This window comes from Ruegeria sp. AP11 (genome assembly GCF_056535865.1).
Window position 1 is genome coordinate 1,200,243 of the sequence record NZ_JBQFJB010000001.1, and the last position, 26,844, is coordinate 1,227,086.

General features: G+C 60.7%; 29 protein-coding genes. 20 read left to right on the plus strand and 9 right to left on the minus strand.

Annotated elements, in window-relative coordinates; genetic code table 11:
* Positions 1 to 47: 47 nt before the first annotated feature.
* From sucD to ACR3E4_RS06270, 8 genes are all read left to right on the plus strand, one after another.
* Positions 48 to 929, plus strand: a complete 882-nt coding sequence (sucD, locus tag ACR3E4_RS06235; RefSeq protein WP_152456828.1) for a succinate--CoA ligase subunit alpha — start codon at positions 48 to 50, stop codon at positions 927 to 929.
* A 169-nt stretch (positions 930 to 1,098) separates the two neighbouring features.
* Complete coding sequence (locus tag ACR3E4_RS06240) at positions 1,099 to 1,485, plus strand: hypothetical protein (protein ID WP_480567071.1); 387 nt, start codon at positions 1,099 to 1,101, stop codon at positions 1,483 to 1,485.
* Positions 1,482 to 2,021 (plus strand): DUF805 domain-containing protein, encoded by a 540-nt coding sequence (locus ACR3E4_RS06245; protein WP_480533768.1) that lies wholly within the window; start codon positions 1,482 to 1,484, stop codon positions 2,019 to 2,021. The genes ACR3E4_RS06240 and ACR3E4_RS06245 overlap by 4 nt, the downstream gene beginning before the upstream one ends.
* Positions 2,018 to 4,975: a 2-oxoglutarate dehydrogenase E1 component gene (locus tag ACR3E4_RS06250; protein ID WP_480533270.1), complete on the plus strand. Its 2,958-nt coding sequence runs from the start codon at positions 2,018 to 2,020 to the stop codon at positions 4,973 to 4,975. The genes ACR3E4_RS06245 and ACR3E4_RS06250 overlap by 4 nt, the downstream gene beginning before the upstream one ends.
* A 3-nt stretch (positions 4,976 to 4,978) precedes the next feature.
* Complete coding sequence (gene odhB / locus ACR3E4_RS06255; RefSeq protein WP_480533272.1) at positions 4,979 to 6,484, plus strand: 2-oxoglutarate dehydrogenase complex dihydrolipoyllysine-residue succinyltransferase; 1,506 nt, start codon at positions 4,979 to 4,981, stop codon at positions 6,482 to 6,484.
* Positions 6,485 to 6,486: 2 nt separating this feature from the next.
* On the plus strand, positions 6,487 to 6,756 hold the full coding sequence (locus ACR3E4_RS06260) for a hypothetical protein (RefSeq protein WP_480533274.1): 270 nt from the start codon (positions 6,487 to 6,489) through the stop codon (positions 6,754 to 6,756).
* 72 nt (positions 6,757 to 6,828) lie between these two features.
* The gene (gene lpdA, locus ACR3E4_RS06265; protein WP_480533276.1) at positions 6,829 to 8,217 is read left to right on the plus strand and encodes a dihydrolipoyl dehydrogenase; all 1,389 of its coding nucleotides are present in this window, start codon (positions 6,829 to 6,831) and stop codon (positions 8,215 to 8,217) included.
* Between the two features lie 36 nt (positions 8,218 to 8,253).
* Positions 8,254 to 8,640 (plus strand): EthD family reductase, encoded by a 387-nt coding sequence (locus ACR3E4_RS06270; protein WP_480533278.1) that lies wholly within the window; start codon positions 8,254 to 8,256, stop codon positions 8,638 to 8,640.
* Positions 8,641 to 8,657: 17 nt separating this feature from the next.
* Here ACR3E4_RS06270 and ACR3E4_RS06275 read toward each other — a convergent pair whose 3' ends face one another.
* Genes ACR3E4_RS06275 through ACR3E4_RS06290 form a run of 4 tightly spaced genes read right to left on the minus strand, consistent with a single transcriptional unit; the run spans position 8,658 to position 11,575 of the window.
* A complete protein-coding gene (locus ACR3E4_RS06275; protein WP_480533280.1) occupies positions 8,658 to 9,263 on the minus strand; it encodes a pyridoxamine 5'-phosphate oxidase family protein in 606 nt (201 codons plus the stop codon).
* Positions 9,250 to 9,990: a lysophospholipid acyltransferase family protein gene (locus ACR3E4_RS06280; RefSeq protein ID WP_480533282.1), complete on the minus strand. Its 741-nt coding sequence runs from the start codon at positions 9,988 to 9,990 to the stop codon at positions 9,250 to 9,252. Before ACR3E4_RS06280 ends, ACR3E4_RS06275 begins: the two co-directional genes overlap by 14 nt.
* On the minus strand, positions 9,990 to 10,889 hold the full coding sequence (locus tag ACR3E4_RS06285) for a cell division protein FtsX (protein ID WP_480533284.1): 900 nt from the start codon (positions 10,887 to 10,889) through the stop codon (positions 9,990 to 9,992). Before ACR3E4_RS06285 ends, ACR3E4_RS06280 begins: the two co-directional genes overlap by 1 nt.
* Positions 10,886 to 11,575, minus strand: a complete 690-nt coding sequence (locus ACR3E4_RS06290) for a cell division ATP-binding protein FtsE (RefSeq protein ID WP_480533770.1) — start codon at positions 11,573 to 11,575, stop codon at positions 10,886 to 10,888. Before ACR3E4_RS06290 ends, ACR3E4_RS06285 begins: the two co-directional genes overlap by 4 nt.
* Before the next feature lie 169 nt (positions 11,576 to 11,744).
* On the opposite strand from ACR3E4_RS06290, the gene ACR3E4_RS06295 reads away from it, so the two are divergent.
* Entirely contained in the window at positions 11,745 to 12,458 is a 714-nt protein-coding gene (locus tag ACR3E4_RS06295) for a zinc-ribbon domain-containing protein (RefSeq protein ID WP_480533286.1), read from the plus strand.
* 5 nt (positions 12,459 to 12,463) lie between these two features.
* Here ACR3E4_RS06295 and ACR3E4_RS06300 read toward each other — a convergent pair whose 3' ends face one another.
* The 4 genes from ACR3E4_RS06300 to argH all read right to left on the minus strand — a co-directional run bounded on the left by ACR3E4_RS06300 (position 12,464) and on the right by argH (position 18,171).
* A complete protein-coding gene (locus ACR3E4_RS06300) occupies positions 12,464 to 15,010 on the minus strand; it encodes a TIGR02302 family protein (RefSeq protein WP_480533288.1) in 2,547 nt (848 codons plus the stop codon).
* Positions 15,011 to 15,047: 37 nt separating this feature from the next.
* Positions 15,048 to 16,313 carry a diaminopimelate decarboxylase gene (gene lysA / locus ACR3E4_RS06305; RefSeq protein ID WP_480533290.1) on the minus strand — a complete coding sequence of 422 codons (1,266 nt, stop codon included), beginning with the start codon at positions 16,311 to 16,313 and terminating at the stop codon, positions 15,048 to 15,050.
* Between the two features lie 287 nt (positions 16,314 to 16,600).
* The gene (locus tag ACR3E4_RS06310; protein WP_480533292.1) at positions 16,601 to 16,786 is read right to left on the minus strand and encodes an argininosuccinate lyase; all 186 of its coding nucleotides are present in this window, start codon (positions 16,784 to 16,786) and stop codon (positions 16,601 to 16,603) included.
* Positions 16,783 to 18,171 carry an argininosuccinate lyase gene (gene argH, locus ACR3E4_RS06315; RefSeq protein ID WP_480533294.1) on the minus strand — a complete coding sequence of 463 codons (1,389 nt, stop codon included), beginning with the start codon at positions 18,169 to 18,171 and terminating at the stop codon, positions 16,783 to 16,785. Before argH ends, ACR3E4_RS06310 begins: the two co-directional genes overlap by 4 nt.
* Positions 18,172 to 18,192: 21 nt before the next feature.
* Between argH and ACR3E4_RS06320 the strand changes: the two genes are divergently transcribed.
* The 11 genes from ACR3E4_RS06320 to yddG all read left to right on the plus strand — a co-directional run bounded on the left by ACR3E4_RS06320 (position 18,193) and on the right by yddG (position 26,598).
* The gene (locus ACR3E4_RS06320) at positions 18,193 to 18,759 is read left to right on the plus strand and encodes a TlpA disulfide reductase family protein (RefSeq protein WP_480533296.1); all 567 of its coding nucleotides are present in this window, start codon (positions 18,193 to 18,195) and stop codon (positions 18,757 to 18,759) included.
* Positions 18,760 to 18,824: 65 nt separating this feature from the next.
* Positions 18,825 to 19,187: a hypothetical protein gene (locus ACR3E4_RS06325; RefSeq protein WP_480533298.1), complete on the plus strand. Its 363-nt coding sequence runs from the start codon at positions 18,825 to 18,827 to the stop codon at positions 19,185 to 19,187.
* Between the two features lie 76 nt (positions 19,188 to 19,263).
* Entirely contained in the window at positions 19,264 to 19,593 is a 330-nt protein-coding gene (locus ACR3E4_RS06330) for a hypothetical protein (RefSeq protein ID WP_480533300.1), read from the plus strand.
* Positions 19,594 to 19,652: 59 nt separating this feature from the next.
* Positions 19,653 to 20,039: a hypothetical protein gene (locus ACR3E4_RS06335; protein ID WP_480533302.1), complete on the plus strand. Its 387-nt coding sequence runs from the start codon at positions 19,653 to 19,655 to the stop codon at positions 20,037 to 20,039.
* Complete coding sequence (locus ACR3E4_RS06340) at positions 20,036 to 21,007, plus strand: sterol desaturase family protein (protein ID WP_480533304.1); 972 nt, start codon at positions 20,036 to 20,038, stop codon at positions 21,005 to 21,007. The genes ACR3E4_RS06335 and ACR3E4_RS06340 overlap by 4 nt, the downstream gene beginning before the upstream one ends.
* 90 nt (positions 21,008 to 21,097) lie before the next feature.
* Positions 21,098 to 21,280 carry a hypothetical protein gene (locus tag ACR3E4_RS06345; RefSeq protein ID WP_480533306.1) on the plus strand — a complete coding sequence of 61 codons (183 nt, stop codon included), beginning with the start codon at positions 21,098 to 21,100 and terminating at the stop codon, positions 21,278 to 21,280.
* A gap of 91 nt (positions 21,281 to 21,371) precedes the next feature.
* Positions 21,372 to 22,205 carry an EAL domain-containing protein gene (locus tag ACR3E4_RS06350; protein WP_480533308.1) on the plus strand — a complete coding sequence of 278 codons (834 nt, stop codon included), beginning with the start codon at positions 21,372 to 21,374 and terminating at the stop codon, positions 22,203 to 22,205.
* A 191-nt stretch (positions 22,206 to 22,396) separates the two neighbouring features.
* Complete coding sequence (locus tag ACR3E4_RS06355) at positions 22,397 to 23,572, plus strand: acetyl-CoA C-acetyltransferase (protein WP_480470928.1); 1,176 nt, start codon at positions 22,397 to 22,399, stop codon at positions 23,570 to 23,572.
* 187 nt (positions 23,573 to 23,759) lie between these two features.
* Positions 23,760 to 24,482: an acetoacetyl-CoA reductase gene (gene phbB, locus ACR3E4_RS06360; RefSeq protein ID WP_480533310.1), complete on the plus strand. Its 723-nt coding sequence runs from the start codon at positions 23,760 to 23,762 to the stop codon at positions 24,480 to 24,482.
* Positions 24,483 to 24,787: 305 nt separating this feature from the next.
* Positions 24,788 to 25,735 (plus strand): transcriptional regulator GcvA, encoded by a 948-nt coding sequence (locus ACR3E4_RS06365; RefSeq protein ID WP_480533312.1) that lies wholly within the window; start codon positions 24,788 to 24,790, stop codon positions 25,733 to 25,735.
* Positions 25,732 to 26,598 (plus strand): aromatic amino acid exporter YddG, encoded by an 867-nt coding sequence (yddG, locus tag ACR3E4_RS06370; RefSeq protein ID WP_480533314.1) that lies wholly within the window; start codon positions 25,732 to 25,734, stop codon positions 26,596 to 26,598. Before ACR3E4_RS06365 ends, yddG begins: the two co-directional genes overlap by 4 nt.
* Here the strand turns inward: yddG and ACR3E4_RS06375 are convergent.
* Complete coding sequence (locus ACR3E4_RS06375; RefSeq protein ID WP_010443648.1) at positions 26,595 to 26,759, minus strand: YdcH family protein; 165 nt, start codon at positions 26,757 to 26,759, stop codon at positions 26,595 to 26,597. The two genes, yddG and ACR3E4_RS06375, sit on opposite strands and share 4 nt — an antisense overlap.
* Between the last annotated feature and the right edge of the window lie 85 nt (positions 26,760 to 26,844).

Consider the following 26,844-nt stretch of genomic DNA (forward strand, 5'->3'; position numbering starts at 1 on the left):
CCAAGATTTTGGCGGGCTGAAGCCCGCCCTACAAAGGAGAACGCCAGATGGCAGTCCTCATCGACGAAAATACCAAAGTGATCTGTCAGGGCTTCACCGGCTCGCAGGGCACATTCCACAGCGAACAGGCCATTGCCTATGGCACCAAGATGGTCGGCGGCGTGACGCCCGGCAAAGGTGGGATGGAGCATCTGGGCCTGCCCGTGTTCAACTCGGTCCACGAGGCCAAGCACGTGACCGAAGCCAATGCCTCGGTGATTTATGTTCCGCCGCCCTTTGCAGCGGACTCGATCCTTGAAGCGATTGATGCCGAGATGGAAGTGATCGTCTGCATCACCGAAGGCATCCCGGTTCTGGACATGATGAAGGTGAAGCGCGCGCTGGAAGGCAGCAAATCGCGCCTGATCGGTCCGAACTGCCCCGGTGTGATTACTCCGGACGCCTGCAAGATCGGCATCATGCCCGGCCACATCCACAAGCGCGGCTCGGTCGGCGTTGTGTCGCGTTCGGGCACCCTGACCTATGAGGCTGTCAAGCAGACCACCGATGTGGGTCTGGGCCAGTCCACCTGCGTTGGCATCGGCGGCGACCCGATCAAAGGCACCGAGCATATCGACGTGCTGGAATGGTTCCTGGCCGATGATGAGACCGAGTCGATCATCATGATCGGTGAGATCGGTGGCTCGGCCGAGGAAGAAGCCGCGCAGTTCCTGGCGGATGAGGCCAAGAAGGGCCGCAAAAAGCCGACTGCCGGATTCATCGCAGGCCGCACGGCCCCTCCGGGCCGCCGCATGGGCCACGCGGGCGCGATTGTTGCCGGCGGCAAGGGCGGCGCCGAGGACAAGATCGAAGCCATGCGCTCGGCCGGTATCGTCGTGGCCGAAAGCCCGGCGCAGCTGGGCGAGGCTGTGCTGGAAGCGATTGGATAAGTAAATCGTGACTGCAGCGCGGCATATGTGCAGCAGCATTTCGAGAGGCTCGGCCATGTCAGGGCGGGTCTCTCGAAAACTGTTTTGGCCGCTATTCCTTCTGTACTGCGCCGCAATCCCGCTTTTGATCTCTGCCGATCGCAGCTTGTTTGGTACCTATGAGAACACTTTGGTTATCAGCGAAAGGCAAGTGGGCCCGGACGTAGTTGTGATCGACATGGCAGCAACATCTGAAAAGCGGCGCTTGATGGGAATTCTTTGGATTCCGGCAACCGTAATCATGACGATCCCTATTGCCGTTGTTGCGCGATGCAGGCTACGTGATGCAGGCCTCCCAATGTCTTCACTTAATAGAGTGTTGGTTTTGGCCTTTGCACTTCCTGCATCTGTATTCGCGCTCACATACGTGTCCATAAAAGCTGGAGCAGGTTACGCCAGCATTTCCATATCGGTTTTGTTATCTGCTTTGTGCTTTATAGTGTTCTTAGTGGCCTTATCGAAACTGCTGTTTGATTTAACCACCCCCCCTGTGACCGAGAGTGGGCAATGCCCATGACCTTCTCCGACGCCATCCGCACCTGTTTCGCCAAGTTCTTCACCTTCTCGGGCCGTGCCTCGCGGCCCGAATACTGGTTCTTTTTCCTGTTCATCGTGATCTGGAACATCATCGCCGGGGTCATCGACCTGAAGTTCTTCACTCAGGTCGCGGTAACCGAGACCGAGACGTCCAAGTCCGTCACGGCCACCTCAACAGGCCCGGTACAGAGTATCGTCTGCCTGATCGTGTTTTTCCCGCATCTGGCCGTCGCGTGGCGGCGGATGCATGACACCGGGCGCAGCGGACTTTACGCTCTGCTGCCGATCCTGCTGATCCTTGGTGCGCTCGCCGTTCTGATCTTTGGTATCGGCCTTGCCAGTCAGTTCCATGGTGGCACGCTCGACATCCTGTTCACCCGCGCCACACTGCTGATCGTCATTCCGACACTTATCGTTCTGTTTGTGTCGCCCCTCCTGGTTCTGTGGTGGCTCACCCGCCCCAGCCAGCCAGGCACCAACCAATACGGTCCCAACCCATATGAGGTAGTCACATGACCGAACACTCGCCCAACTCAGCCTTTCATGCCTCAAGCTTCATGCAGGGGCATAATGCCGAATATCTGGAGCAGTTATATGCCCAGTACACCAAGAACCCAGGCGCGGTTGATGCCGCCTGGGTGGAGTTTTTCAAGGCCATGGGCGATCACGCGCCGGATGTGCAGCGCGAGGCCGAGGGGCCTTCGTGGGCGCGGAGCGACTGGCCTCCGATGCCGGCGGACGATCTGACGGGCGCGCTGACCGGAGAGTGGGCCGAGATTGACGCCAAGGCGGCGGGCAAGAAGATCAAGGACAAGGCGGAGGCCAAAGGGGTCGAGGTCAGCGATGACCAGATCAAGCGCGCGGTGTTGGACAGCCTGCGGGCGCTGATGCTGATCCGGGCCTATCGCATCCGGGGCCATCTGGCCGCTGATCTTGATCCGTTGGGAATGCGCGCAGCCAGTACGCATCCCGAGCTGGACCCCAAGACCTACGGCTTCACCGATGCCGACATGGATCGACCGATCTTCATCGACAACGTGCTGGGCCTGCAGATGGCCAGCATGCGGCAGATCGTCGAGATCGTGAAGCGGACCTATTGCGGCACGTTTGCGCTGCAATACATGCACATCTCGAACCCGGAAGAGGCCGCGTGGCTGAAGGAACGGATCGAGGGCTATGGCAAGGAAATCGCCTTTACCAAGGAAGGCCGCAAGGCGATCCTGAACAAGATGGTCGAGGCCGAGGGTTTCGAGAAGTTCCTGCATGTCAAATACATGGGCACCAAGCGGTTCGGTCTGGACGGTGGCGAGGCGCTGATCCCTGCGATGGAACAGATCATCAAGCGCGGCGGTGCCCTGGGCCTGAGCGATATCGTCATCGGGATGCCGCACCGGGGGCGTCTGAACATTCTGGCCAACGTGATGGGCAAGCCCTACCGCGCCATCTTCAACGAGTTTCAGGGCGGCAGCTTCAAGCCTGAGGACGTGGACGGTTCGGGTGATGTGAAATACCACCTCGGCGCCTCCAGCGACCGCGAGTTTGATGGCAACAGCGTGCACCTGTCGCTGACCGCCAACCCCAGCCACCTTGAGGCGGTGAACCCGGTGGTTCTGGGCAAGGTCCGCGCCAAGCAGGATCAGCTGAACGACGAAGACCGGACCAAGGTGATGGGCATCCTGCTGCACGGTGATGCGGCCTTTGCCGGTCAGGGTGTAGTGGCCGAGGGCTTTGGCCTTTCGGGTCTGAAGGGGCACAAGACCGGCGGCACCATGCATATCGTGGTGAACAACCAGATCGGCTTTACCACCGCGCCGCATTTCAGCCGCTCCAGCCCTTATCCCACGGATATCGCGCTGATGGTCGAAGCGCCGATTTTCCATGTGAACGGCGACGACCCCGAGGCGGTGGTGCACGCCGCGAAAGTGGCGACCGAGTTCCGCCAGAAGTTCCACAAGGACGTGGTCATCGACATCTTCTGCTATCGCCGGTTCGGTCACAACGAGGGTGATGAGCCCATGTTCACCAACCCGATCATGTACAAGAAGATCAAGACGCATAAGACCACGCTGTCGCTGTACACCGAGCGTCTGGTCAAGGACGGCCTGATCCCCGAGGGCGAGATCGAGGATATGAAGGCGGCCTTCCAGGCCCATCTGAACGAAGAGTTCGATGCCGGGAAGGATTACAAGCCCAACAAAGCGGACTGGCTGGATGGGCGCTGGTCCCATCTGGACAAGAACAAAGAAGAATACATGCGCGGCGAAACCGCGATTACACCCGAAACACTGACCGAGATCGGAACGGCCCTGACCAAAGCACCAGACGGTTTCGCGCTGCACAAAACCGTGGGCCGCCTGCTGGACGCCAAGAAACAGATGTTCGAATCCGGCACCGGCTTTGACTGGGCCACGGGCGAGGCGCTGGCCTTCGGGTCATTGCTGACCGAAGGCTACCCTGTGCGTCTGGCCGGACAGGACGCCACACGCGGGACGTTCAGCCAGCGCCATTCCGGCTTTGTCAACCAAGAGACCGAAGAACGGTATTATCCGCTGAACAACATCCGCGCCGGGCAGTCGCATTACGACGTGATCGACTCGATGCTGTCGGAATACGCGGTCTTGGGTTTCGAATACGGATACTCTCTGGCCGAGCCTAACGCGCTGGTGCTGTGGGAGGCGCAGTTTGGCGATTTCGCCAACGGCGCGCAGATCATGTTCGACCAGTTCATCAGCTCGGGCGAAAGCAAATGGCTGCGCATGTCCGGTCTGGTCACGCTGTTGCCGCACGGGTTCGAAGGGCAAGGCCCCGAACACTCATCCGCGCGGCTTGAGCGGTTCCTGCAGATGTGCGGTCAGGATAACTGGATTGTGGCGAACTGCACGACGCCTGCGAACTATTTCCACATCCTGCGCCGTCAGCTGCATCGGACTTTCCGCAAGCCGCTGATCCTGGTGACCCCCAAGTCGCTGCTGCGCCACAAGCTGGCCGTCAGCACGGCCGAGGATTTCACCACCGGGTCAAGCTTCCACCGGGTGCTGTGGGATGACGCGCAAAAGGGCAACTCGGACACCAAGCTGGTGGCGGATGACAAGATCAAACGGGTCGTCATGTGTTCGGGCAAGGTCTATTTCGACCTGCTGGAGGAACGCGACGCGCGCGGCATCGACGACATCTATCTGATGCGGATCGAGCAATATTACCCCTTCCCGGCGCATTCGCTGATCAACGAACTTGAGCGCTTCAAAGGGGCCGAGATGGTCTGGTGTCAGGAAGAGCCCAAAAACCAGGGTGCCTGGTCCTTTATCGAACCGAATATCGAATGGGTTCTGACCCGCATCGGCGCAAAACACACCCGTCCGGTCTATGCCGGTCGCGCAACTTCGGCCTCGCCCGCGACGGGTCTGGCCAGCCAACACAAAGCCCAACAAGAAGCGCTGGTGAACGAAGCGCTGAGCATTGAAGGAAAGTAAACGATGACGATTGAAGTTCGTGTTCCCACGCTTGGCGAATCGGTCACCGAAGCCACGGTTGCAACATGGTTCAAAAAGCCCGGCGATGCCGTGGCCGTTGATGAAATGCTGTGTGAACTGGAGACCGACAAGGTGACAGTCGAAGTGCCCTCGCCCGCCGCTGGCGTTATGGGCGAGATTGTCGCCGCCGAAGGCGAGACAGTAGGTGTCGATGCCCTGCTGGCCACAATTGCGGCTGGCGAAGGTGCTGCGCCTGCTCCGGCGGCAGCCCCGGCAGCGGCGGCCCCTGCCGCCTCGGGTGGCAGCGTCGATGTGATGGTGCCCACGTTGGGCGAATCCGTCACCGAAGCGACCGTTTCGACATGGTTCAAACAGGTGGGCGACAGCGTCGCGCAGGACGAGATGCTGTGCGAGTTGGAAACCGACAAGGTCTCGGTCGAAGTTCCGGCCCCTGCAGCGGGCGTTCTGGCCGAAATCGTAGCTCCGGAAGGGGCTACCGTGGATGCAACGGCGAAACTGGCTGTTATTTCGGGCGCTGCGGCAGGTGCTGCACCCGCTCCGGCAGCCGCCGCTGCTGCTCCTGCAGCAGCCAGCACCGGTAAGGATGTGGCAAATGCACCGTCTGCCGAGAAAGCGATGGCCGAGGCCGGTCTGCCCGCCGATCAAGTCTCCGGCACCGGCCGCGACGGGCGCATTATGAAGGAAGACGTGGCAAAAGCGATTGCAACGGCTTCGGCCCCAGCGCCTGCGGCGGCTGTGCCCGCCCCCGCTGCCCAGACCCCACGCGCGCCGGTCGCCGCTGAGGATGCCGGGCGCGAGGAACGCGTGCGCATGACCCGCCTGCGCCAGACCATCGCCAAGCGCCTGAAGGACGCCCAGAACACCGCCGCGATCCTGACCACCTATAACGAGGTGGACATGACCGAGGTGATGGCCCTGCGCAACCAGTACAAGGACCAGTTCGAGAAGAAGCATGGCGTGCGTCTGGGCTTTATGTCCTTTTTCACCAAGGCCTGCTGTCACGCACTGAAAGAGGTGCCCGAGGTCAACGCCGAGATTGACGGTACCGACATCGTCTACAAGAACTTCGTGCATATGGGCGTGGCCGCCGGTACGCCGCAGGGTCTGGTGGTTCCGGTGATCCGCGACGCGGATTCGATGTCCTTCGCAGCGATCGAAAAAGCCATTGCCGAGAAGGGAAAACGCGCCCGTGACGGCAAGCTTTCGATGGCTGAAATGCAGGGTGGCACTTTCACCATCTCGAACGGCGGGGTCTACGGCTCGCTGATGTCTTCGCCGATCCTGAACCCGCCGCAATCGGGCATTCTGGGGATGCACAAGATTCAGGACCGCCCGATGGTCATCAATGGTGAGATCAAGATCCGCCCGATGATGTATCTGGCCCTGTCCTATGACCACCGGATCGTTGACGGCAAAGGTGCCGTGACGTTCCTGGTACGCGTGAAAGAGGCGCTGGAAGATCCACGCCGCCTGTTGATGGATCTGTAATCATGGCAACACATGTACTCTGGCAGGCCGATGTGGCCGATTTCGACGCCTGGCTGAAGGTGTTCCGCGAGGACAAGCCGATGCGTAAGGCCGCGGGTATCCGTGACCTGCATGTCTGGCGTGATCCCGATCAGAAGGACCATGCGATCGCCATGTTCGAGGTCACAAACCTGGACAAGGCCAAAGCCTTCTTCGGGTCAGAAGAACTGGCGATGCATCACGAACGGGGCGGGATCGCGCATATCACGATCAAACTGCTGGAACCCGTTTGACAAAACATATTCCTGACCCGCCACATCGGGTCGGGGACCTGCCGGATCAACCGGTCGATTTAGGAGAATATAATGGCAAATTATGACGTCATCGTAATCGGCGCCGGACCCGGCGGCTATGTCTGCGCGATCCGTTGCGCCCAACTGGGTCTGAAGACCGCCGTGGTCGAAGGGCGCGAGACGCTGGGCGGCACCTGCCTGAACGTGGGTTGCATACCGTCAAAGGCGCTGCTGCATGCCAGCCACCAGTTGCACGAGGCCGAGCATAACTTTGCCAAGATGGGCCTGAAGGGCAAATCTCCGTCGGTCGATTGGAAACAGATGCAGGCCTACAAGGACGAAGTGATTGAAGGCAACACCAAGGGCATCGAGTTTCTGTTCAAGAAGAACAAGATCGACTGGCTGAAAGGTTGGGGCTCGATCCCTGCCGCCGGTCAGGTCAAGGTGGGCGATGAGGTACACGAGGCCAAGAACATCATCATCGCATCGGGTTCCGAGCCGTCGTCGCTGCCCGGTGTCGACGTGGATGAGAAGGTCGTCGTAACCTCGACCGGGGCGCTGTCTCTGGGCAAAATCCCGAAGAAGATGGTGGTTATCGGTGCCGGCGTGATCGGGCTGGAACTGGGCTCGGTCTATAGCCGCCTGGGGGCCGAGGTGACGGTGATCGAATTCCTCAAGGAAATCACGCCGGGCATGGACCCCGAGGTGCAGAAAACCTTCCAGCGTATTCTGAAGAAGCAGGGCCTGACCTTTGTCATGGGCGCCGCGGTGCAAAAGACCGAGGCCACCAAAACCAAGGCCAAGGTTACGTACAAACTGCTGAAAGATGACAGCGAGCATGTGATCGACGCCGACACAGTGCTGGTGGCCACCGGGCGCAAACCGTACTCGGATGGTCTGGGGCTGGACGCGCTGGGGGTCGAAATGACACCGCGGGGCCAGATCAAGGTCGGCAGCGACTGGCAGACCAACGTGCCGGGCATCTATGCCATCGGCGACGTCACCGAAGGGCCGATGCTGGCCCACAAGGCGGAAGATGAGGGTATGGCCGCCGCCGAGCAGGTTGCCGGCAAGCATGGCCATGTGAACTATGGCGTCATCCCGGGTGTGATCTACACCTGGCCCGAGGTCGCCAACGTGGGCGAAACCGAGGCGACGCTGAAAGAACAGGGCCGCGCCTACAAGGTCGGCAAGTTCATGTTCATGGGCAACGGTCGCGCCAAGGCGAATTTTGCCGCCGACGGGTTTGTGAAGATCCTCGCCGACAAGGAAACCGACCGCATTCTGGGCGCTCATATCATCGGCCCGGCTGCGGGCGACCTGATCCACGAGGTTTGTGTGGCGATGGAATTCGGCGCCTCAGCCGAAGATCTGGCCCTGACCTGCCACGCGCACCCAACCTATTCCGAGGCCGTGCGCGAGGCGGCGCTGGCCTGTGGCGACGGCCCGATTCACAGCTGACGCTCTGCCATATCTGAACAAATGGAAGGCGACCAAATGGTCGCCTTTCGCTATGATGAGCAGCCGTTTCTATCCAAAACAATTTCAGATTTCGTAGAAAGAGGAAGCAAGAAGATGCCGGTTACCCTTCAGGTCATGTACCCGATCACGGATGATACCCATTTTGACTATGACTACTATGTCGACACGCATTTGAAGATTGTCGGTGAACATCTCGGCGCGTTTATTGACAGGACACTGGTGACAAAAGGGGTTGCAGGTGGACCGGACACACCACCGGGTTTCTATGCCATCGCCAGCATTGTCTTTCCAACTCAGGATGCGATGGATGCCGCTATGGCCGCGAGTGGTCCGGTCATGGGAGATTTGCCCAACTTTACCAATGTGCAGCCCACACTTCTGATCGGTGATGTGATCGGCTAATTGAGGACGCCGCGCGGCTACCACATTGTGCGGGCCGCGCGGGCACCCCATTCCTGATCATAGCGCGTGCCACCCTCTTCGCCTTGGGTCATCTCGGCCAGAATCTCTCCGGCGCTTGGCAGGTCAGCGCTTTGGTCACCAGATGTCCAGGTTCTGGCCCGCATCAGGGCGCGGGCGCATTGGGTGTAGATTTCGGTGATCTCGATCACGATAACCGTTGCAGGGTGTTTCCCGTTTTTCTCGAACCGGGCACGCAGCGTGTCATCGGCTGTCACACGTGCCGATCCATTCACACGCACCACGTTGTTTGATCCGGGAACCATGAACAGCAGCGCCACGCGCGGATCGCGCACGATGTTTCGTAAGCTGTCCAACCGGTTGTTGCCACGCCAGTCCGGCATGGCCAGTGTGCCGGGGTCCAGTTCCAGCACCGCGGGGCCATCATCTCCGCGCGGGCTGCCATCGACGCCCTCGGGGCCGACGGTGCTGAGGATACAAAGCCGCGAGGTCATGATCCATTTGCGATAGAGCGGCGTCAGGCGCCCGGCGACTTTGCGCAAGGAAGGTGCTCCGGGTGTGTCATAGAGCCCTTCGAGCGTGATGATATCGTCAATGAACTCCATCTGGATCAAACCCCACTTCCCGCATCAACGCGTTCGACCGTGTCTCGATAACATTTTCCAGCCGTTCCAGGAACGCATCCCGGGCCACTCCCGGCTCGATCGGGTCGAGGAAATCGACAATCGCGGTGCCGGGTTTGCGCAGGATGCCCGTTCTGGGCCAGAAAACGCCCGCATTCGTGGCAACCGGAACACAGGGAAATCCCAAGCCTTCATAAAGAACCGCAGTGCCAACTTTATAGGGCTTATGCACCCCCGGGGCGACGCGGGTGCCCTGCGGATAGATGACCAACTGGCCGGGTTCGCTGAATTCCTTGGCGACATCTTTCACCATTTTGGCCACCGCAGCCCCACGCTTGCCGCGATTGACCGGGATACAGCCTAGACGGCGCGCATACATTCCGATCACCGGGGTAAACAGCAATTCGCGTTTCATGATGAACTTGCCATAAGGAACAGCCGCGAAAATGATGATGATATCCAGAAAGGACTGGTGTTTGGCACCCACGACCACCTCGGTCTCAGGAACAGTCCCGCGCACTTCGCAGCGGATGCCCACCATCCAGCGTGCCAGCCACATGGTGCTGCGGGCATAGGTTTTACATGCCTGCAACGCGCCGCGTTTGGTGAACAGGGCATAAGGTGCAAATACAATCCCGAGGATCAGCATCCAGGCGTAGATCGTGATCATGAAGATCAGCGAGCGGACCCATTGGAAGGCCATGAACATTACGAAAGCTCCTTCAACTTGCGCCGTGCTGCGGACCAAGTGGCCAGAAAGGCAACTGCTGCGCCCAGAACGGGGATCAGGGCAGGCAGCAGCCAGCCGATGCCCTGAAACCCGAGACCGGTCAGAAACCCACCTGTATCCGAGGCTTCGGGCAGCAGCAGAACACCCGCCATGCCCAGCAAGGTACCAACCACAGCTCCGAATAGTGCACGGAAGGTAAACCGTCGCACAAAGGCCCCGGCAATGAAACGGTCGCGTGCACCGACCAGACGAAGAACCTCGATAATTTGGGCGTTGGCGGCCAGCGAGGCGTTGGCCGCCAAGGTGATCATGGCGGCGGTTGCCCCACCGATGAGCAGGATCGAGATCCAGCCCAGACGCCGCAGCGACATCGCCGCATCCACCAGCGGCTCGCGCCAGCGGGTGTGGTCATCCAGCACCGCGCCCGGCACTTCGGCCCCAAGCCGCAGGCGCAGCCCGCCGGCGTCCAGACCCGGCGGGCCTTCGATGATCTCGATCAGTTGCGGCACGGGCAGCGTATCCAGCGGCAGATCGGGGCCAAACCAAGGCGACAGCAGCGCGGCTTGTTCCTCACTGGTCAATGCCCGCGCCGATGCGACGCCCGGAGTTTGCTGTAACACGGTCAGCGCGGCCTCGGTCTGCGCCGCGCGTTGATCGGCGGGCGCGTTGATCCGCAGCGTCGCCGCGCCTGCCAGTTCCGAGGCCCAGCGATCCGCCAGACGACCCGAGGCCAGCGACAAGGCCAGCGCGAACACTGCCAGAAATGCCATCGCGCCCGCGACAAACAGCGTCAGTTGCGCCGTGAACCCGGTGGGCGGCACCACCCGGTCGGCGCGCGCATCGCGGCGCAGAAGGTTGCGGATGTCCCCCTGGCTCATAGATCCGCTCCCGCAAGCTGCAGCCGACGTTGCGAGATCCGCAGGACCCGCGCCTGAACCTGACTTTTGGCAGCGCGGATCAGGCTGAGGTCATGGGTGGCGATCAGTACGGTCTTGCCCATCCGGTTCAGCTCGACAAGCAGGCGCAGCAGGCGTTGCGACATCTCCCAGTCGACATTGCCGGTGGGCTCGTCCGCCAGAACCACATCGGGCGACAGGATCACGGCGCGGGCCAGTGCGGCGCGCTGACGCTCACCCCCCGAAAGCTCGGGCGGCAGCGCCTCAAGCCGCGAACCCAGCCCAACCCAGCCCAGAAGCTCGGTCAGATCGTCCTGTTCGCCGGCTTCGGCACGGCCCGACACCATCAAAGGCAGGGCGACGTTTTCGGCCACGGTCATGTGATCCAGAAAGTTGCAATCCTGATGCACCACGCCAATCCGTCGCCGCAGCAATGCCATCTGATCGCGGTCCAGCCGCGCGATATCCTGACCAAAGGCGCTGAGCCGCCCGGACGTCGGCAACAATGTGCCGTAGCAGAGTTTGAGCAATGTGGTCTTGCCCGCCCCGGACGGACCGGTCAGGAAATGGAACGACCCCGGCTGCAATTGCAGCGACACATCGCTGAGCAATTCACCGCCGCCATAGCTGTAGCTGATGTTTTCCAGCTCGATCACGCCTGCCCCCATTGTTCTGCTCACCTCTTGCCCGAGCGCAGCGGCGGTTTCAATGCCTCGGCGGGGCCAATTGGCGACACTTGGCCCGTGATGACGAAAACGCGCTTTGCTGTTGGGTCTTAACGGAATATCATCCTTGAAAAAACTATTAACAGGCCCACTTGGCAGGTCAGGAGTCAGAATGCGTTTAACGTGTCCGAATTGCAGTGCCCAGTATGAGGTTCCGGATGATGTGATCCCGGACGGTGGACGCGACGTTCAATGTTCAAACTGCGAACAGACCTGGTTCCAGCCCAAAAACCCGGCAGCTGCTGCCCAGCAGCCAGCGCCTGAACCATCGGTCGAGGACACCGCTGATGAGGCGGAAGAAGCGGTCACGTCTGAGACTGCCGAGACAACGCCCGAGGCCGCACCGGACGAAGCCGCGACAGGCAATGTCGATCCGGCTGTTGCAAATATCCTCAAGGAGGAAGCCGCACGCGAGGCGGGGCTGCGCGAACGTGAAGGGACCAATCTGGAAAGCCAGCCCGATCTGGCACTGGATCAGCCGGAAGAGAGCAAAGTTAAACCCAAACGCCCCACAGCGACCGAGACCGCCTCGGATGCTGGTCAGAAAGACGCGTTGCCGGATGTCGAAGCGATCAATTCGGGCCTGCGCAGTGATCTGACATCGGGCGACACCGAGGCCGCTGTGCCCGCCCGCAAATCCGGTGGGTTTCTGCGCGGTTTTACCCTGATCGTCGTTATCGGGGTCATTCTGCTGTTGATCTATGGCAATGCCAGTCTGATCAGCGAAACGGTTCCGCAGGCCGATCCGGTTCTGAAATCCTATGTCTCATTGATTGATCAGGCCCGTGTTTGGCTGGAAGCCCAGACCGGCGGCGCGCAGAACTAGGGCACTCAGAATCGCTCGAGCAAACGTTTGAGGTATTCCAGTTCGATCTGGGGCCGGTCCTGCTCGCCGGTGCGGCGGCGGATTTCGTCCAGCAATTCGCGCGCGCGACGATAGACGTCTTCGCCCTGCAACAGGTTGTCATCGGTGGCTATTGACCCAGCTGCGCCCGGCGTCCGCCCCAGCGGGTCGCGGTTGTTGGCTTCCATATCACCGGCCTCGGTGCCTTGACCCGGTTGGTTCTGCTGGTTCTGCGCCATCGCCTCACCCAGCGAACGCATACCTTCGCGCAGCGCTTCCATCGCCTCGGACTGGCGGTCGATGGCCTCGGCCAGATCATTGCCGCGCAGGGCATCCTCAGCCTCATCCATGGCGCGGCCTGCACGGCCCAGCGCCTCGCGCGCGGCTTCACCTTCGGGCGTGCCACCGCCGGGCAGGTTCTGTTCCTGCCGACCCAGTTCATCGCGCAGCGCTTGCTGCCGATCAGCAAGCGACCCTTGTCCCTGCTGACCGTCGCCCGCCTGATCCTGACCCTGGCCCCGTCCACCCTGACCTTCATGGCTCTGACCACGGCCCAGGCCACCATTGCGCCCCTCGTTGCCCTGACTTTCACCAGCCTGTGCGCCGGGGTTGAATTGCTCCTGCAGGTCGCGGAAGGCCTGATCGCTGAGGCCCTGCTGTTCGCGCAGAGTTTCCGCCAACCCTTCCATGGCCTGCTGGCCCTCGGATTGGCCGCCCTGACCCTGCCCTTGGGTGACGCGCATGTTCTCCATCATCTGCTGGAACTCTTCCAGCGCCTGCTGCGCCTCGGCCATGCGGCCCTGTTCCATCAGTTCCTGAATGCGGTCCATCATCCGCTGCAGGTCATCCTGCGTCATCTGCAGAGTTTCGCCGTTGGGACTCTGCTGGCCCTGCTGGGTCTCACCGTTTTCCTGCGCCAGCCGCTGCAACTGCCGCATGTAATCCTGCGTCGCCTCGCGCAGTTCCTGCATCAGCTCGGCGATTTCCTCATCGCTGGCACCGTTCTGCATCGCCTCGGTCAGGCGTTCCTGCGCGCGGCGCATCCGCTCCAAAGCATCGGCCAGCGTGCCGTCCTCGATCAGAACCGCCAGATCCCACAGGGCCTGAGCGATCTCTTCCTGCTGTTTGGCATTCAGCGCGCCGTGGCGGTCGAAGGTCTCCAACCGGCGCAGGATGACCCGCAAGCGCAGATAGGCCGTGTCTGAACGGAACAGGTCCTCGGGCAGATGCGAAACCGCGCGCAGCAACTGCGAGACGCGCAGCGCGTTTTCGCGTGACCAGAGCAGATCGCGCCGCTGTTCGATCACGGCCGCAGCCAGCGGGTCAAAGAACCGCCGCGCGGGCAGGTCTGTCAGATAGGGCTCTGCCACCGTTTCCTGATCTGCTGCATCGACGGCCATGAGGGTGATTTTCACCGGCAGATGCGCCCAGGGGTGCTGCGAGAAATCCTCGATCAGGTCTTCGGTGAAATCGGTCCGGTCGCCGGTGATCGGCATCGGCAGTTCCACCGTGATCGTCCCGCGCGGTTCTGGCGCTGTCGCCAGACCGTATTGACGATCGACCGCAGACAGATTCAGTTCGATCCGGGCAGTGCCGGACACAATGCCGTAATCGTCCGCCGCCGCGAAGGGCAGCTTCATCTGACCACCGGCCTCGGACTCTGCCGCACCCATGGTCGCGATTTGTGGCGCGGTATCGGCAAGGATATCCAAGCGCCAGTCACGCCCGGACGGGCCGTCGATCCGCAACTGACCCGAGCGTTCGGCGATAAATTCCTGTTCCGGCTCAGTCGCAGCCTCGGTGCCCAGAGGGGTCGAGGTTTCCGTCAGGCTGTGCGCGCCAACCTCTCCGTAGAACCGCAGCGTGATGCGGCTGCCTTTGGGCACCGTCAGCGTGGGATCGGTCTGATCCGCCAGATAGAGGGTCGGCAACCCGGTATAACGCGGCGGTTCAACCCAACCTTCCCAGCTGGGCCCTTGCCCGGCCTGCGCCGTGCCCGGTGTCATGTCCGCCACTGATCCGATCCGCCAGAACGAGCCGAACAGCGCGGCCACCACCAGCGCCAGCAAAGCGGCATAGCGCAAGGCATAGGGATCGCGCGAGGCCAGCCGCAGATCTGGTTTCACCGGCCCGGCCTGTGCAGCGCGGGCCGCCATCCGCGCCTGATGCGCCCGCCACAAGGCCACTGACTCCGCATCCATCGCACCAATGGCCTGATCATCCATCAACGCCTGAATCGGGCGTCCCGGCAGGGTTTCATCCAACCGGACCAGCGCCTCGGCGCGGGATGGCAGGTGGAAACGCCTGCCCCCGAGAATCGCGGTCGCGATCAGCCCCAGTATGCCGACACCGGCAAAAACCCAGACGGTTTCGACGCGCACAAAGTCCTGCAGGCCCAGCATCAGCGCCGCCAGCAAGGCCATGAGGATCGAAAAGAACGGCCAGAAGGCACGCAGCACCTGCTCGGCCAGCATACCCCCGTGGGTCAGCCACAGGGACAGTCTTGGGATCGGCAGGGTCTGGTTGTCGCGCAAGGCGGGCCTCCTGATCAGGCCCCGCGCGCCTATCGCGTCAGAGCCACCCCGGTATGGTATCGCGGTTTATGATTTCGTCAAAGCTCGGGCGTTCACGAATTACGGCGAATTGATCCCCGTTCACCAGAACCTCGGGGATCAGGGGGCGGGTGTTGTATTCGCTGGACATCACCGCGCCATAGGCCCCGGCGCTGCGGAAGGCAATCAGATCGCCCGATTGCAGCGGCGGCATGTTGCGCTGTTTGGCAAATGTATCACCGGATTCGCAGACCGGACCGACGATATCATAGGGTTGCTGTTCGACCCCCGGCGCGGGTTCGTTTACCGCCACGATATCGTGATGCGCCTCATACATCGCAGGGCGGATCAGGTCGTTCATCGCGCCGTCGACAATCAGGAAATCGCGGTCTTCGCCGGATTTGACATAGATGACCCGGGACACCATCAGACCCGCATTACCAGCGATCAGGCGACCGGGCTCAATCTCGATCTCACAGCCCAGATGGCCCAGTGTTTTCTTGATCATCGCGCCATATTCGACCGGCAGGGGCGGTGCATCGTTGGAACGGGTATAAGGAATGCCCAAACCACCACCCAGATCGAGACGGCGGATGTTATGACCCTCGGCGCGCAGACGCCCGGTCAGTTCAGCGACCTTGGTATAGGCCAGTTCGAACGGTTCCAACTCGGTTAGTTGCGAGCCGATATGGACGTCGATGCCGATGACCTCCAACCCCGGCAGGCTGGCGGCCAGTGCATAAACCTCGGAGGCGCGCGAGATCGGGATGCCGAACTTGTTCTCAGACTTGCCGGTGGCGATCTTGGCATGGGTCTTGGCGTCCACGTCCGGGTTCACCCGCACGGTGATCGGCGCAACCTTGCCCAGTTCCAGCGCAACCGCGTTTATCACCTGCATTTCCGGCTCGGATTCGACGTTGAACTGACGAATACCCCCCGTCAGGGCGGTGCGAATCTCATCCGCCGTCTTGCCAACGCCCGAAAACACGATCTTGTCGCCGGGAACGCCTGCTGCCCTGGCACGCAGATATTCCCCGCCCGAGACCACATCCATCCCCGCGCCCGCCTGCGCCAGCGTCTTCAGGATCGCCTGATTGCTGGCCGCCTTCATCGCGTAACAGACAAGATGATCCGTACCCTCAAGCGCATCATCGAACAGCTTGAAATGCCGCAGCAAGGTCGCCGTCGAATAGACATAGAACGGGGTTCCGACCGCGGCTGCGATCTCGGAAATCGGGACATCCTCGGCGAAAAGCGCGCCGTCGCGGTAGAGAAAATGATCCATGACTGCGCGCTTAGACCAAAAGCGCCCTGTGGATCAATGGATTCGGCGCGCGCGCCGCACCCAATTATTTACGCGTGGATACACCCACCCGGCCATAGCCCGAAATCGAAAGGCCAGACCCGCCGCTTGACGCCTCGGGCGCGGGCCTTGGCGTGTGGCTTGGCTCGCACGCAGCGAGCACGGCAAGGCAGAGGATCAGGCCGATTGGTTTCATATGAGATATAATTGTCATCATGGCAGTGTTGGTCGCGGAAGGGTAAGCGATCCGCAAATTTCAGATATGGGCCTCAGAGCCCCAGATAAACACCCAGCCCGCCGCGTCTGAGGCCAACGCCTACGCCGCCATAGGTGCCGCTGCTGCCAACGCCGACACTGGCGCTCATGGTGGGTTGGATCGGTTCGCCATCGGCGCCGCACCCGGCCAAGGCCGCTGCCGTCGCAATCAACAGCACCACGCTTCGTATCCGCATCATACCAGCGCCTTCCATCGCTCAACCTGGGCCCGCACCTGATCGGGTGCCGTGCCGCCATAAGACTGGCGCGAGTTTACCGAATTTTCGACGGTAAGAACAGAATAGACGTCATCGGTGATGTCCGCGTGGACCGATTGCATGTCCTCAAGGCTCAGATCGGGCAGATCGCAGCCCTTGGCCTCGGCCATCGCCACCAGCGAACCTGTCACATGGTGCGCATCGCGGAACGGAAGGCCCGGCACCCGCACCAGCCAGTCGGCCAGATCGGTTGCGGTGGAAAAACCTGAACCCGCCGCCGCAGCAAGGCTGTCGCGGTTGGCGGTCATGTCCTTGACCATGCCCTCCATCGCCGCCAGTGCCAGCATCCAGTTGTCAGCAGCGTCAAAGACCTGTTCTTTGTCTTCCTGCATGTCCTTGGAATAGGCCAGAGGCAGCCCCTTCATCACCATCATCAGCGCAGTGTTGGCCCCAAAGATACGCCCCACCTTGGCGCGGATCAGCTCCGCCGCATCGGGGTTCTTCTTCTGCGGCATGATCGACGAGCCGGTCGAGAACCGGTCGGACAGCGTGACAAAGCGGAACTGGGCCGAGGACCAGATCACCAGTTCTTCGGCAAAGCGCGACAGGTGGACGGCGCAGATCGAGGCGGTCGACAGAAACTCGAGCGCGAAATCCCGGTCGCTGACGGCATCCAGCGAATTGGCGGCAGGGCGGTCAAAGCCTAGCGCTTCGGCCGTCATGTGGCGGTCGATGGGGAACGAAGTCCCCGCCAGCGCGGCAGCACCCAAGGGGGATTCGTTCATCCGGGCACGCGCATCGCGGACGCGGGACAGATCGCGGCCAAACATCTCGACATAAGCCATCATGTGATGGCCCCATGTCACCGGCTGCGCGGTTTGCAGGTGGGTGAAACCGGGCATGACCCAATCGGCCCCGGCCTCTGCCTGGGCCAAAAGCGCGCGGATCAGGGCCAGCAGACCGGCTTCCGCTGCGTCCAACTGATCTCGAACCCAGAGTTTGAAATCGGTCGCCACCTGATCGTTGCGCGACCGGCCCGTGTGCAAACGGCCTGCGGGCTCTCCGATCACTTCCTTCAGGCGCGCCTCGACATTCATGTGGATGTCTTCCAGCGCGGTCGAGAACTGAAATTCTCCGTTCTGGATTTCTGACAAAACGGTGAGCAGCCCTTCCCGAATGGCCTGCGCGTCACTATCAGTTATAACGCCTGTGGCCGCCAGCATGGCGGCATGGGCGCGCGAGCCTGCGATGTCCTGGGCTGCCATCCGCTGATCGAACCCGATCGAGGCGTTGATCGCCTCCATGATCGCGTCTGGTCCGGCGGCAAAGCGGCCGCCCCACATCTGGTTCGAGGATTGATCGGTCATGTTGGAAAACCCGGAGTTGATATGCGCCTATTTCGTCTGATCCCCCTTTATATGGCCCTTGCGCTGGGTGCAAACGCCGCTTTGGCCACCGATGCCGAGACCCTTGGCCCGCTGCGTGACGGAACCCTGAAGCGGTTGATCCTGCACAACGAACCGAAAGAGGCCAAAACCATCGAGTTCCAATTGGAAGATGATGGCGGTGTCGGCACGCTGGAAGATTATGCCGGCAAATACGTGCTGGTGAACTTCTGGGCCACATGGTGCGCCCCCTGCCGCAAGGAAATGCCGCAGATTGCCGAGCTGCAGGAGGAATTCGGCGGCGACAAGTTTCAGGTGCTGACCCTGGCCACCGGTCGTAACACGCCTGCCGGGATCAAGAAGTTCTTTGACGAGAACGGCATCGACAACCTGCCGCGCCATCAGGACCCCAACTCTGCCGCTGCGCGCGAGTTTGGCGTGATCGCCCTGCCGATCACCGTCATTCTGAATCCCGAAGGTCAGGAAATTGCGCGCCTGATCGGCGATGCGGAATGGAACTCGGAAAGCGCGAAGTCGATAATCTCGGCTCTCGTTAGCGGAGAAAGCTGAGAAAATCACCCGTAAACCTCTAGAATCATGTTACTCTCCCGACTGGTTTAACCAGGAGAATTTTCATGAAGAGTTTTGTCACATTTGCCGCAGCAACCTGTCTTGTTCTTGGCTCTGTCGTGGCTGCAGAGGCCAAGGACATCAAGAAAGAAACCCAGTTTATTGAGAACGTCGCCGGTAAGAAGCTTGTTTCTGGCGACACATGGCTGGTCATAACGCCAGATGGGAAAATCGAAGGCGTGGGGCGAAACAATGCCAAGATCACCGGGGCCTGGGTCTGGAACAAACAGTTCTGGTGCAGAAACGTTGTAGCCGGAGGAAAAAAGTTTCCTGAGGATTGCCTGAAGGTCAAAATGAACGGCAATCAGATCGAGTTTGTGCGGAACAAAGGCAAGGGCGATGGAATCGTCTATACGATCGCCAACTAAGCCAGCAAAAATATGCTATAGTTGAACCGGCCCCCGTGGGCCGGTTTTTCTTTGCAACCCATTGATGGAGGCCCTGATGCAACCAGTAGTATTGCTGATCGGGCGTCTGCCGAATGTGATCGGCGACGTTGCACGGCAGTTGGATCATTTGCCGATCCAGTGGCTGGGTGCGCATGACCCCGATGAGGTGCGGCGACAACTGGACGTCGAACCCCGTATCGCCTGCGCCATCATGGGCGCCGGTCTGGATGACACCATAAGGGGTGAGATGGTCGGCATCATCGCCGCGCGCCGTCCGGATATCTGCATTCACCTCAAGGATCGGGCCTCGGGGCCCGAGGGTCTGGTGCCCTTTGTCGAACGGGTCGTCCAGCACGAGGTTCTGGGCAATCTGGAACACGGCTGACGCCACGCCACCTTTGACACCTGCCTTCCTGCTTTGCAGTTTGATCGCAGGAGGATGGAATGCCGCTGGAAATACTTTTGGTGCTGGTTGTCGGTGGCATTGCCGGGATCACCCTGCTGCTGCATCTGACCGGCAAATCGCGCCTCAGCGTCCTGACGTCCGAGACTGCATCGGATCAGTGGCTGCGGCATTTCCCGGACGACACGGTGATCGACGCGACCATCGCTCATGACGGCCACGCAGCCTTTGTGCGGACCGAGACGGGGGCCGGGCTGATCTGGTCCTTTGGGGCCGACACGGTGGCGCGACACTTGATGGATTTCGACTGGCTGGATCATCCCGACGGCATCGAGGTCCAGTTTCATGATTTTGGCACGCCGCGCGTGATCCTCCGCCTGGACGAAACCGAGCGCCGCCACTGGCGACACCTGATGGACCCTGTTTGACCGATCACATAAGCTTTCCCGACGCGGTGCAATGGGCCGTACCCTTTTTCATAGCCGCCATTCTGGCCGAGTTCCTGTGGATCGCCGTCAAGGGCCGGGGCGGGCGGTATGAGACGCGCGATGCCGTGACCTCGTTGATCATGGGTGCCGGGAATATCGCGTCGGGTTTTTTGTTGGGCTTCATCGCCTATGCGTTCTTCATGTGGCTGTGGCAGATCACACCGCTGAATCTGGGCACTTCGATCCCTGTGATCATCCTGTGCTTTGTGCTGGACGACCTACGTTATTATTGGGTGCATCGGTTCGGGCATCGCATCCGCTGGGTCTGGGCCAGCCATGTGAACCACCACAGCTCGCAGCATTACAACCTGACCACTGCCTTGCGGCAGACCTGGACCTACACGTTCACCTTCATGATGGTGGTGCGCGCGCCGCTGATCCTGCTGGGGTTCCACCCGGCGATGGTGCTGTTTGTGGGCGGGTTGAACCTGATCTACCAGTTCTGGATCCACACCGAAGCCATCACCAAAATGCCCCGCTGGTTCGAGGCGGTGATGAACACGCCCAGCCACCACCGCGCCCATCATGGCCGCAATGCGCGCTATCTCGATTGCAACTATGCGGGCGTTTTCATCATCTGGGATAAGCTGTTTGGCACCTTTGTGCCCGAGCAGGAAGATGATCGAGTCGATTACGGGCTGGTCCACAATATCGGCACGTTCAACCCGCTGCGCGTGGCCTTTCATGAATGGGTCGGCATCTGGCGCGACGCGACGCAACCCGGACTGACCCTGCGCCAGCGGCTGGCCTATTGCTTTGCCCCGCCAGGCTACAGCCACGACGGCAGCCGGGACAGTTCCCGGCAGATCAAGGTCAAGCACCTGCTTCGCCATCCGGAAGACCGCGGAACGCCCGGATTCGAGCATCTCGACGCGCCGGTGCCCAAAGCGCGGGCAGAGCGGGCCTGAACATCGGCGGGATACCGCAAGCGCAGTTGAATTCCGGGCCCTAGCCTCCATATCGGGGAGAAGTTTCGCATCCGAGCAGCCCGAGGCATCATGACCCGCATCATCACGATCTCTACCTTTATCGGCCTTGCAGGGTTGGTGTTGGCGATGTTCGCGGCTCTGGCGACGGGCGCGTCCCCCGTTGCGTTGACGCTTGGATTTGCGATGACCGCATTTGGCCTGATCGGTGCCGTGGCCGGGGCCGCGGGATACGCATGGCAATCGGTTCGCTGACCCGCGCTCGCAGATATCTTTGATTTCTTAACCGCAAATTCACTTGTTTGACCTGAAATCAGGGCCACCCCTTCAGTGGACAGGCTTGGATATGCGGGACAAGAAACTGGCAGATGTGCCCGAAGGCTCGGACAATCCGCTGAATGCGGCCGTGTCATCCCGTGATCGTTCGGTCGTGCAAATGGCGACCGAAGCGGTGAAGCATAAACAATGCAAACTGGCCTTTCAGCCGGTCATGCAGGCACAGCCACCGCAAGGTGTCGCCTTTTACGAAGGGTTCATCCGCGTGCTGGACGAAACCGGTCGTGTGATCCCTGCACGCGAATTCATGCCGCAGGTCGAAAACACGCCCATTGGTCGGGAACTCGATTGTGTCGCGCTTGAGGTGGGGCTGCACACGCTGGTCCGGAACCCCGACATACGTCTGTCCGTCAATATGTCCGCCCGGTCCATCGGCTTTGCCCGATGGTCCCGCGTGCTGGACAGGTTCCTGAAAAAGGACAGCAATCTAGGTGAGCGGTTGATTCTGGAAATCTCGGAAAGCTCGGCCATGCAGGTGCCCGAGTTGGTGGTCGATTTCATGGACCGCCAGCAGGCGCGCGGCATCGCCTTTGCGCTGGATGATTTCGGGGCCAGCAATTTCAGCTTTCGCCACTTTCGGGAGTTTCTGTTCGATGCGGCAAAGATCGACGGACAGTTCATCCGTGGAATCGCACAGAACCGCGACAACCAGGCGCTGGTGCGTGCGCTGATCGCCGTCGCGCGGGAATTCGAAATCCTTATCACCGCCGAATCGGTCGAAACCGCCGAGGATGCCGCCTTTCTGATCGCCAATGGCGTCGATTGCCTTCAGGGATTCCTGTTTGGCGCGCCGTCGGTCTCGCCGCCTTGGATACCGGAAAATCAATCCAAAACAGCAAGTTGAACACCTGCGCAACACGCAAATACCCTCTTAACTTGACGCTGAGACAAGCTGACCGTTGCTGCACATGCAGCATTGAGGTATTGCAAAGAGACTGGAGCGGGGGATCACGAGGCGCTCTTGGTCTCGAGGGGCAGCCCTCAGCCCACGCCGTCAGATATCCCGCTGGACCATGACGGTAAAGGATTGACTATATGACCAACGTAGTAATCGCATCCGCCGCCCGCACAGGTGTGGGCAGCTTCGGTGGCTCGTTTGCGAACACCCCTGCACATGACCTCGGCGCTGCGGTCCTCGAAGCGGTAGTTGACCGCGCCGGGATCGACAAAGGCGAAGTAAGCGAAACCATCATGGGCCAGGTCCTGACCGCCGCCCAGGGTCAGAACCCCGCGCGTCAGGCGCATATCAATGCCGGTCTGCCGCAGGAAAGCGCGGCCTGGGGCATCAACCAGGTCTGCGGCTCGGGCCTGCGTGCCGTTGCCTTGGGTGCGCAGCACATCCAGTTGGGCGATGCCGAGATCGTTGCCGCAGGTGGGCAGGAAAACATGACCCTGTCACCCCACGCCGCCGCCCTGCGCGCCGGTCACAAGATGGGTGACATGAAATATATCGATACCATGATCCGCGACGGCCTGTGGGACGCTTTCAACGGCTATCACATGGGTCAGACCGCTGAAAACGTGGCCGAGAAATGGCAGATCAGCCGCGACATGCAGGACGAATTCGCCGTTGCCTCGCAGAACAAGGCCGAAGCAGCCCAGAACGCCGGTAAATTCGCAGACGAGATCGTGCCCTTCACCATCAAGACCCGCAAGGGCGATATCGTGATGGACAAAGACGAATATATCCGCCACGGCGCGACGATGGAAGCAATGGCAAAGCTGCGCCCGGCCTTCACCAAGGACGGCTCGGTCACGGCGGCCAACGCCTCGGGCCTGAACGACGGTGCCGCGGCCACCCTGCTGATGAGCGCCGAGAACGCAGAAAAGCGCGGTATCGAGCCACTGGCCCGCATTGCATCTTACGCCACTGCCGGTCTGGACCCGTCGATCATGGGCGTCGGCCCGATCTACGCCTCGCGCAAGGCGCTGGAAAAGGCAGGCTGGTCGGTTGATGATCTGGATCTGGTCGAAGCCAACGAAGCCTTTGCGGCACAAGCCTGCGCCGTGAACAAGGACATGGGCTGGGACCCGTCGATCGTGAACGTGAACGGCGGCGCCATCGCCATCGGCCACCCGATCGGTGCCTCGGGCTGCCGGGTTCTGAACACGCTGCTGTTCGAAATGAAGCGCCGCGATGCGAAGAAGGGTCTGGCGACCCTCTGCATCGGCGGCGGCATGGGTGTCGCCCTGTGTGTGGAGCGCGACTAAGTGCGTTGACATCCAAATAGAAAAGGGCGTCCAATGGGCGCCCTTTTTTGTTACAATCGGATCTTATCCCCTAGATGCGACAATATCGCCGGACAAAAAGGCACAATCGATCACGAAACGATATTGCGCAACATCAACTCTCAGAGTAACAGAATTACCAAGACGACTAAATTTGGAGGAGTCCTAAATGGCACGTACAGCACTCGTAACCGGCGGTTCTCGCGGCATCGGCGCAGCAATTTCCAAGGCGCTCAAGGCCGAAGGATACAATGTTGCGGCCACCTATGCAGGCAATGACGAAGCGGCTGCAAACTTCACGTCAGAGACCGGCATCAAGACCTTTAAATGGAACGTTGCTGACTACGACGAATCCAAAGCGGGCATCGAAAAGGTCGAGGCCGAGGTCGGACCCATCGACATCGTCGTCGCCAACGCGGGCATCACCCGCGACGCACCGTTCCACAAGATGACCCCCGATCAGTGGAAAGATGTCATCGACACCAACCTGACCGGCGTGTTCAACACCGTCCATCCGGTCTGGCCCGGCATGCGCGAGCGTAAGTTCGGTCGCGTCATCGTCATCAGCTCGATCAACGGTCAGAAGGGCCAATTTGCGCAGGTGAACTATGCCGCGACCAAGGCGGGCGATCTGGGCATCGTGAAATCGCTGGCGCAGGAAGGCGCGCGGGCGGGCATCACCGCAAATGCCATCTGCCCCGGCTACATCGCGACCGAGATGGTGATGGCCGTACCGGAAAAGGTGCGCGAATCGATCATCGGCCAGATCCCGGCGGGTCGTCTGGGCGAACCGGAAGAAATCGCGCGCTGCGTTGCCTTCCTGGCGTCGGACGAATCGCAGTTCATCAACGGCTCGACCATTTCGGCCAACGGGGCGCAGTTCTTCGTCTGAGCCAGATACATCAAGAATGAAAACGGGCCGGTCCACGCAGGACCGGCCCTTCTTTTATCCCGTAAGACCGCGCGCGCTGCGGTCAGCGGGAACCGAATAGCCAGGACCAGAACCCGATAACTGCCTTGCCGCGCTCTTCATGCGCGCGGTGAATGGCGCTTTGGATGGCCGGGTTTGCCGTCATCTCGATCATGCTGAACCCTTTCTCTCACAAGGTGGTTTTGTCTTGCTTTCAACATGACCTTTGATTTTAAACTGTACAAACGAGAGTTTTCACCCCTTCAGTTCAGAAATACTTAACTGTAATGTCCGACCGACTGCCTCCGCTGACAGCTTTGCGCGCATTCGACGCCGCCGCGCGGCATATGTCATTTGCCAAGGCAGCGGATGAGCTGAATGTGACCCCCGCGGCCCTGTCCTTTCAGATCAAATCGCTGGAGGAACATCTGGGTCATCCCCTGTTCCGCCGCCTCAACCGCGCCGTCGAACTGACCGAGGCAGGACGGACGCTGGCACCCGGAACGGCAGACGGCTTTGCCGCGCTTCAGATTGCGTGGCAGGCGACGCGGCGGCTGCAGGATGAAACCAGCCTGACGGTCACCGCTGGCCCTGCCCTGACGGCGAAATGGCTGGCACCGCGCCTTTATGAGTTCGCCCGCGCCAATCCCGGGATCGACCTGAAATTTTCGGCCACATTGCGCAATATGGATCTTGAACGCGATGATGTGGATGTGGCGATCCGTTTCGGATACGGGCCTGATGAGGGGCTGTATTCCCTCCCTGTTCGCAAGGAATGGCTGACGCCGGTTATGACACCCGAACTGGCCGAGCAATTCCCCACGCCCGGGTCGCTGCGCGAAGCTCCTTTGATCCATGACGATTCGATCAGCTTTCTCAAACCGCGCTGCGACTGGCCTGCTTGGTTCCGCGCGGTGGGGCTGGATTTCGCACCAACCCACGGGGCGCATTTTTCGAACGCGGATCACGCGATTGATGCCGCGGTGGCGGGCCTTGGCGTAGTGCTGGGACGCCGGGCGATGATCCTGAAAGACCTGACCGAAGGTCGACTTATTGCGCCCTTCAAGGTGGCGCTGGAAACCGCCGGGCGCTTTCGTTTTCTGTGCCTGCAAGGGGCGGAAAAGCGGCCTCAGATCGCGGCTTTCCGTGACTGGTTCGTCGCCGAGATTGAAAAGACCGCGCATATATCGGATGAGTTTGAAATCATCCCTGTCGAGAAGGTATCCGTGGAATGACCAAAATGGCTGCGACCGCAATCGGCTTTGTCGCCGTGTTGCTGTGGTCCTTGCTGGCCCTGTTCACGGTGGGCTCGGCGCCCACGCCGCCTTTGTTGCTGAACGCGATCTGTTTCACCATCGGCGGTACCCTGGGGCTGATCTGGACCATCGCCCGCGGCGGTCTGGGCCAATTGCGCGCCATCCCCTGGACGACCTATCTGTTTGGTACGGTTGGTCTTTTCGGCTATCATGCGCTCTATTTCTCGGCCCTGCGCATGGCCCCTGCGGCCGAGGCCGGGCTGATCGCCTATCTCTGGCCCTTGCTGATCGTGCTGCTGTCCGGCCTGCTGCCCGGAGAGCATCTGAAACCGGGTCATTTGATCGGGGTGTGCCTTGGCTTTGCCGGGGCCGCCGTTATCATCACCGGCGGTGGCAGCGCCGGGTTTCAGATACAGCACCTGCCCGGCTATGGGCTGGCTTTGCTGTGCGCGCTGACGTGGTCCAGCTATTCAGTGCTGTCCCGACGGCTTGGGGACGCGCCCACAAGCACGGTCGCGGTGTTCTGTGTCCTGACGGCCATTGCGTCATGGGCGCTGCACTTCGCGGTGGAAGAAACGGTCTGGCCGCAAGGCGCAATCGGCTGGGGCTCGACCCTTGCGCTGGGTCTGGGGCCGGTAGGTCTGGCGTTTTATGTCTGGGATATCGGGGTCAAGCGCGGGGATATTCAAATCCTGGGCACAGCCTCTTACGCGGCACCTTTGCTATCGACGCTGGTTTTGGTTCTGGCCGGGATCGCCGCCCCGTCCTGGGGATTGGCGATCGCGGCCTTGTTTGTCACCGGGGGCGCTGCCATCGCGGCGCGCGCCAGCCTGAAGGCTTAAGCCGACAGGCGCTCGATCTCTTCTTTAAGCTTCAGCTTCTGTTTCTTCAGCTGTGCGATATGGAGATCGTCGATACCAGGTGAGCGTTGCGCTTCTTCCACTTCAAGACCGAGAATTTCGTGTTTTTTCTTCAACTCCGTCAGATGTGCGCTTACGCTCATGGCGGTCCTCCTTCTCTGGTTGGTGAGTGTCACGTAAGAAGTTGATCACATCATTTCCAGCCTGTCACGCTGCAGACGCACAGAA

Excerpts from the sequence above, each read along its gene's own strand:
- lysA (WP_480533290.1), bottom strand. The coding sequence starts at position 16,313 with ATGGATCATTTTCTCTACCGCGACGGCGCGCTTTTCGCCGAGGATGTC.
- ACR3E4_RS06355 (WP_480470928.1), top strand. The coding sequence starts at position 22,397 with ATGACCAACGTAGTAATCGCATCCGCCGCCCGCACAGGTGTGGGCAGC.
- ACR3E4_RS06375 (WP_010443648.1), bottom strand. The coding sequence starts at position 26,759 with ATGAGCGTAAGCGCACATCTGACGGAGTTGAAGAAAAAACACGAAATT.
- ACR3E4_RS06275 (WP_480533280.1), bottom strand. The coding sequence starts at position 9,263 with ATGGAGTTCATTGACGATATCATCACGCTCGAAGGGCTCTATGACACA.
- sucD (WP_152456828.1), top strand. The coding sequence starts at position 48 with ATGGCAGTCCTCATCGACGAAAATACCAAAGTGATCTGTCAGGGCTTC.
- ACR3E4_RS06330 (WP_480533300.1), top strand. The coding sequence starts at position 19,264 with ATGCAACCAGTAGTATTGCTGATCGGGCGTCTGCCGAATGTGATCGGC.
- ACR3E4_RS06245 (WP_480533768.1), top strand. The coding sequence starts at position 1,482 with ATGACCTTCTCCGACGCCATCCGCACCTGTTTCGCCAAGTTCTTCACC.
- ACR3E4_RS06280 (WP_480533282.1), bottom strand. The coding sequence starts at position 9,990 with ATGTTCATGGCCTTCCAATGGGTCCGCTCGCTGATCTTCATGATCACG.
- ACR3E4_RS06295 (WP_480533286.1), top strand. The coding sequence starts at position 11,745 with ATGCGTTTAACGTGTCCGAATTGCAGTGCCCAGTATGAGGTTCCGGAT.
- ACR3E4_RS06350 (WP_480533308.1), top strand. The coding sequence starts at position 21,372 with ATGCGGGACAAGAAACTGGCAGATGTGCCCGAAGGCTCGGACAATCCG.
- ACR3E4_RS06345 (WP_480533306.1), top strand. The coding sequence starts at position 21,098 with ATGACCCGCATCATCACGATCTCTACCTTTATCGGCCTTGCAGGGTTG.
- ACR3E4_RS06365 (WP_480533312.1), top strand. The coding sequence starts at position 24,788 with ATGTCCGACCGACTGCCTCCGCTGACAGCTTTGCGCGCATTCGACGCC.
- ACR3E4_RS06320 (WP_480533296.1), top strand. The coding sequence starts at position 18,193 with ATGCGCCTATTTCGTCTGATCCCCCTTTATATGGCCCTTGCGCTGGGT.
- ACR3E4_RS06285 (WP_480533284.1), bottom strand. The coding sequence starts at position 10,889 with ATGAGCCAGGGGGACATCCGCAACCTTCTGCGCCGCGATGCGCGCGCC.
- odhB (WP_480533272.1), top strand. The coding sequence starts at position 4,979 with ATGACGATTGAAGTTCGTGTTCCCACGCTTGGCGAATCGGTCACCGAA.
- ACR3E4_RS06310 (WP_480533292.1), bottom strand. The coding sequence starts at position 16,786 with ATGATGCGGATACGAAGCGTGGTGCTGTTGATTGCGACGGCAGCGGCC.
- ACR3E4_RS06270 (WP_480533278.1), top strand. The coding sequence starts at position 8,254 with ATGGTCGCCTTTCGCTATGATGAGCAGCCGTTTCTATCCAAAACAATT.
- phbB (WP_480533310.1), top strand. The coding sequence starts at position 23,760 with ATGGCACGTACAGCACTCGTAACCGGCGGTTCTCGCGGCATCGGCGCA.
- ACR3E4_RS06335 (WP_480533302.1), top strand. The coding sequence starts at position 19,653 with ATGCCGCTGGAAATACTTTTGGTGCTGGTTGTCGGTGGCATTGCCGGG.
- yddG (WP_480533314.1), top strand. The coding sequence starts at position 25,732 with ATGACCAAAATGGCTGCGACCGCAATCGGCTTTGTCGCCGTGTTGCTG.
- argH (WP_480533294.1), bottom strand. The coding sequence starts at position 18,171 with ATGACCGATCAATCCTCGAACCAGATGTGGGGCGGCCGCTTTGCCGCC.
- ACR3E4_RS06325 (WP_480533298.1), top strand. The coding sequence starts at position 18,825 with ATGAAGAGTTTTGTCACATTTGCCGCAGCAACCTGTCTTGTTCTTGGC.
- ACR3E4_RS06260 (WP_480533274.1), top strand. The coding sequence starts at position 6,487 with ATGGCAACACATGTACTCTGGCAGGCCGATGTGGCCGATTTCGACGCC.
- ACR3E4_RS06250 (WP_480533270.1), top strand. The coding sequence starts at position 2,018 with ATGACCGAACACTCGCCCAACTCAGCCTTTCATGCCTCAAGCTTCATG.
- ACR3E4_RS06290 (WP_480533770.1), bottom strand. The coding sequence starts at position 11,575 with ATGGGGGCAGGCGTGATCGAGCTGGAAAACATCAGCTACAGCTATGGC.
- lpdA (WP_480533276.1), top strand. The coding sequence starts at position 6,829 with ATGGCAAATTATGACGTCATCGTAATCGGCGCCGGACCCGGCGGCTAT.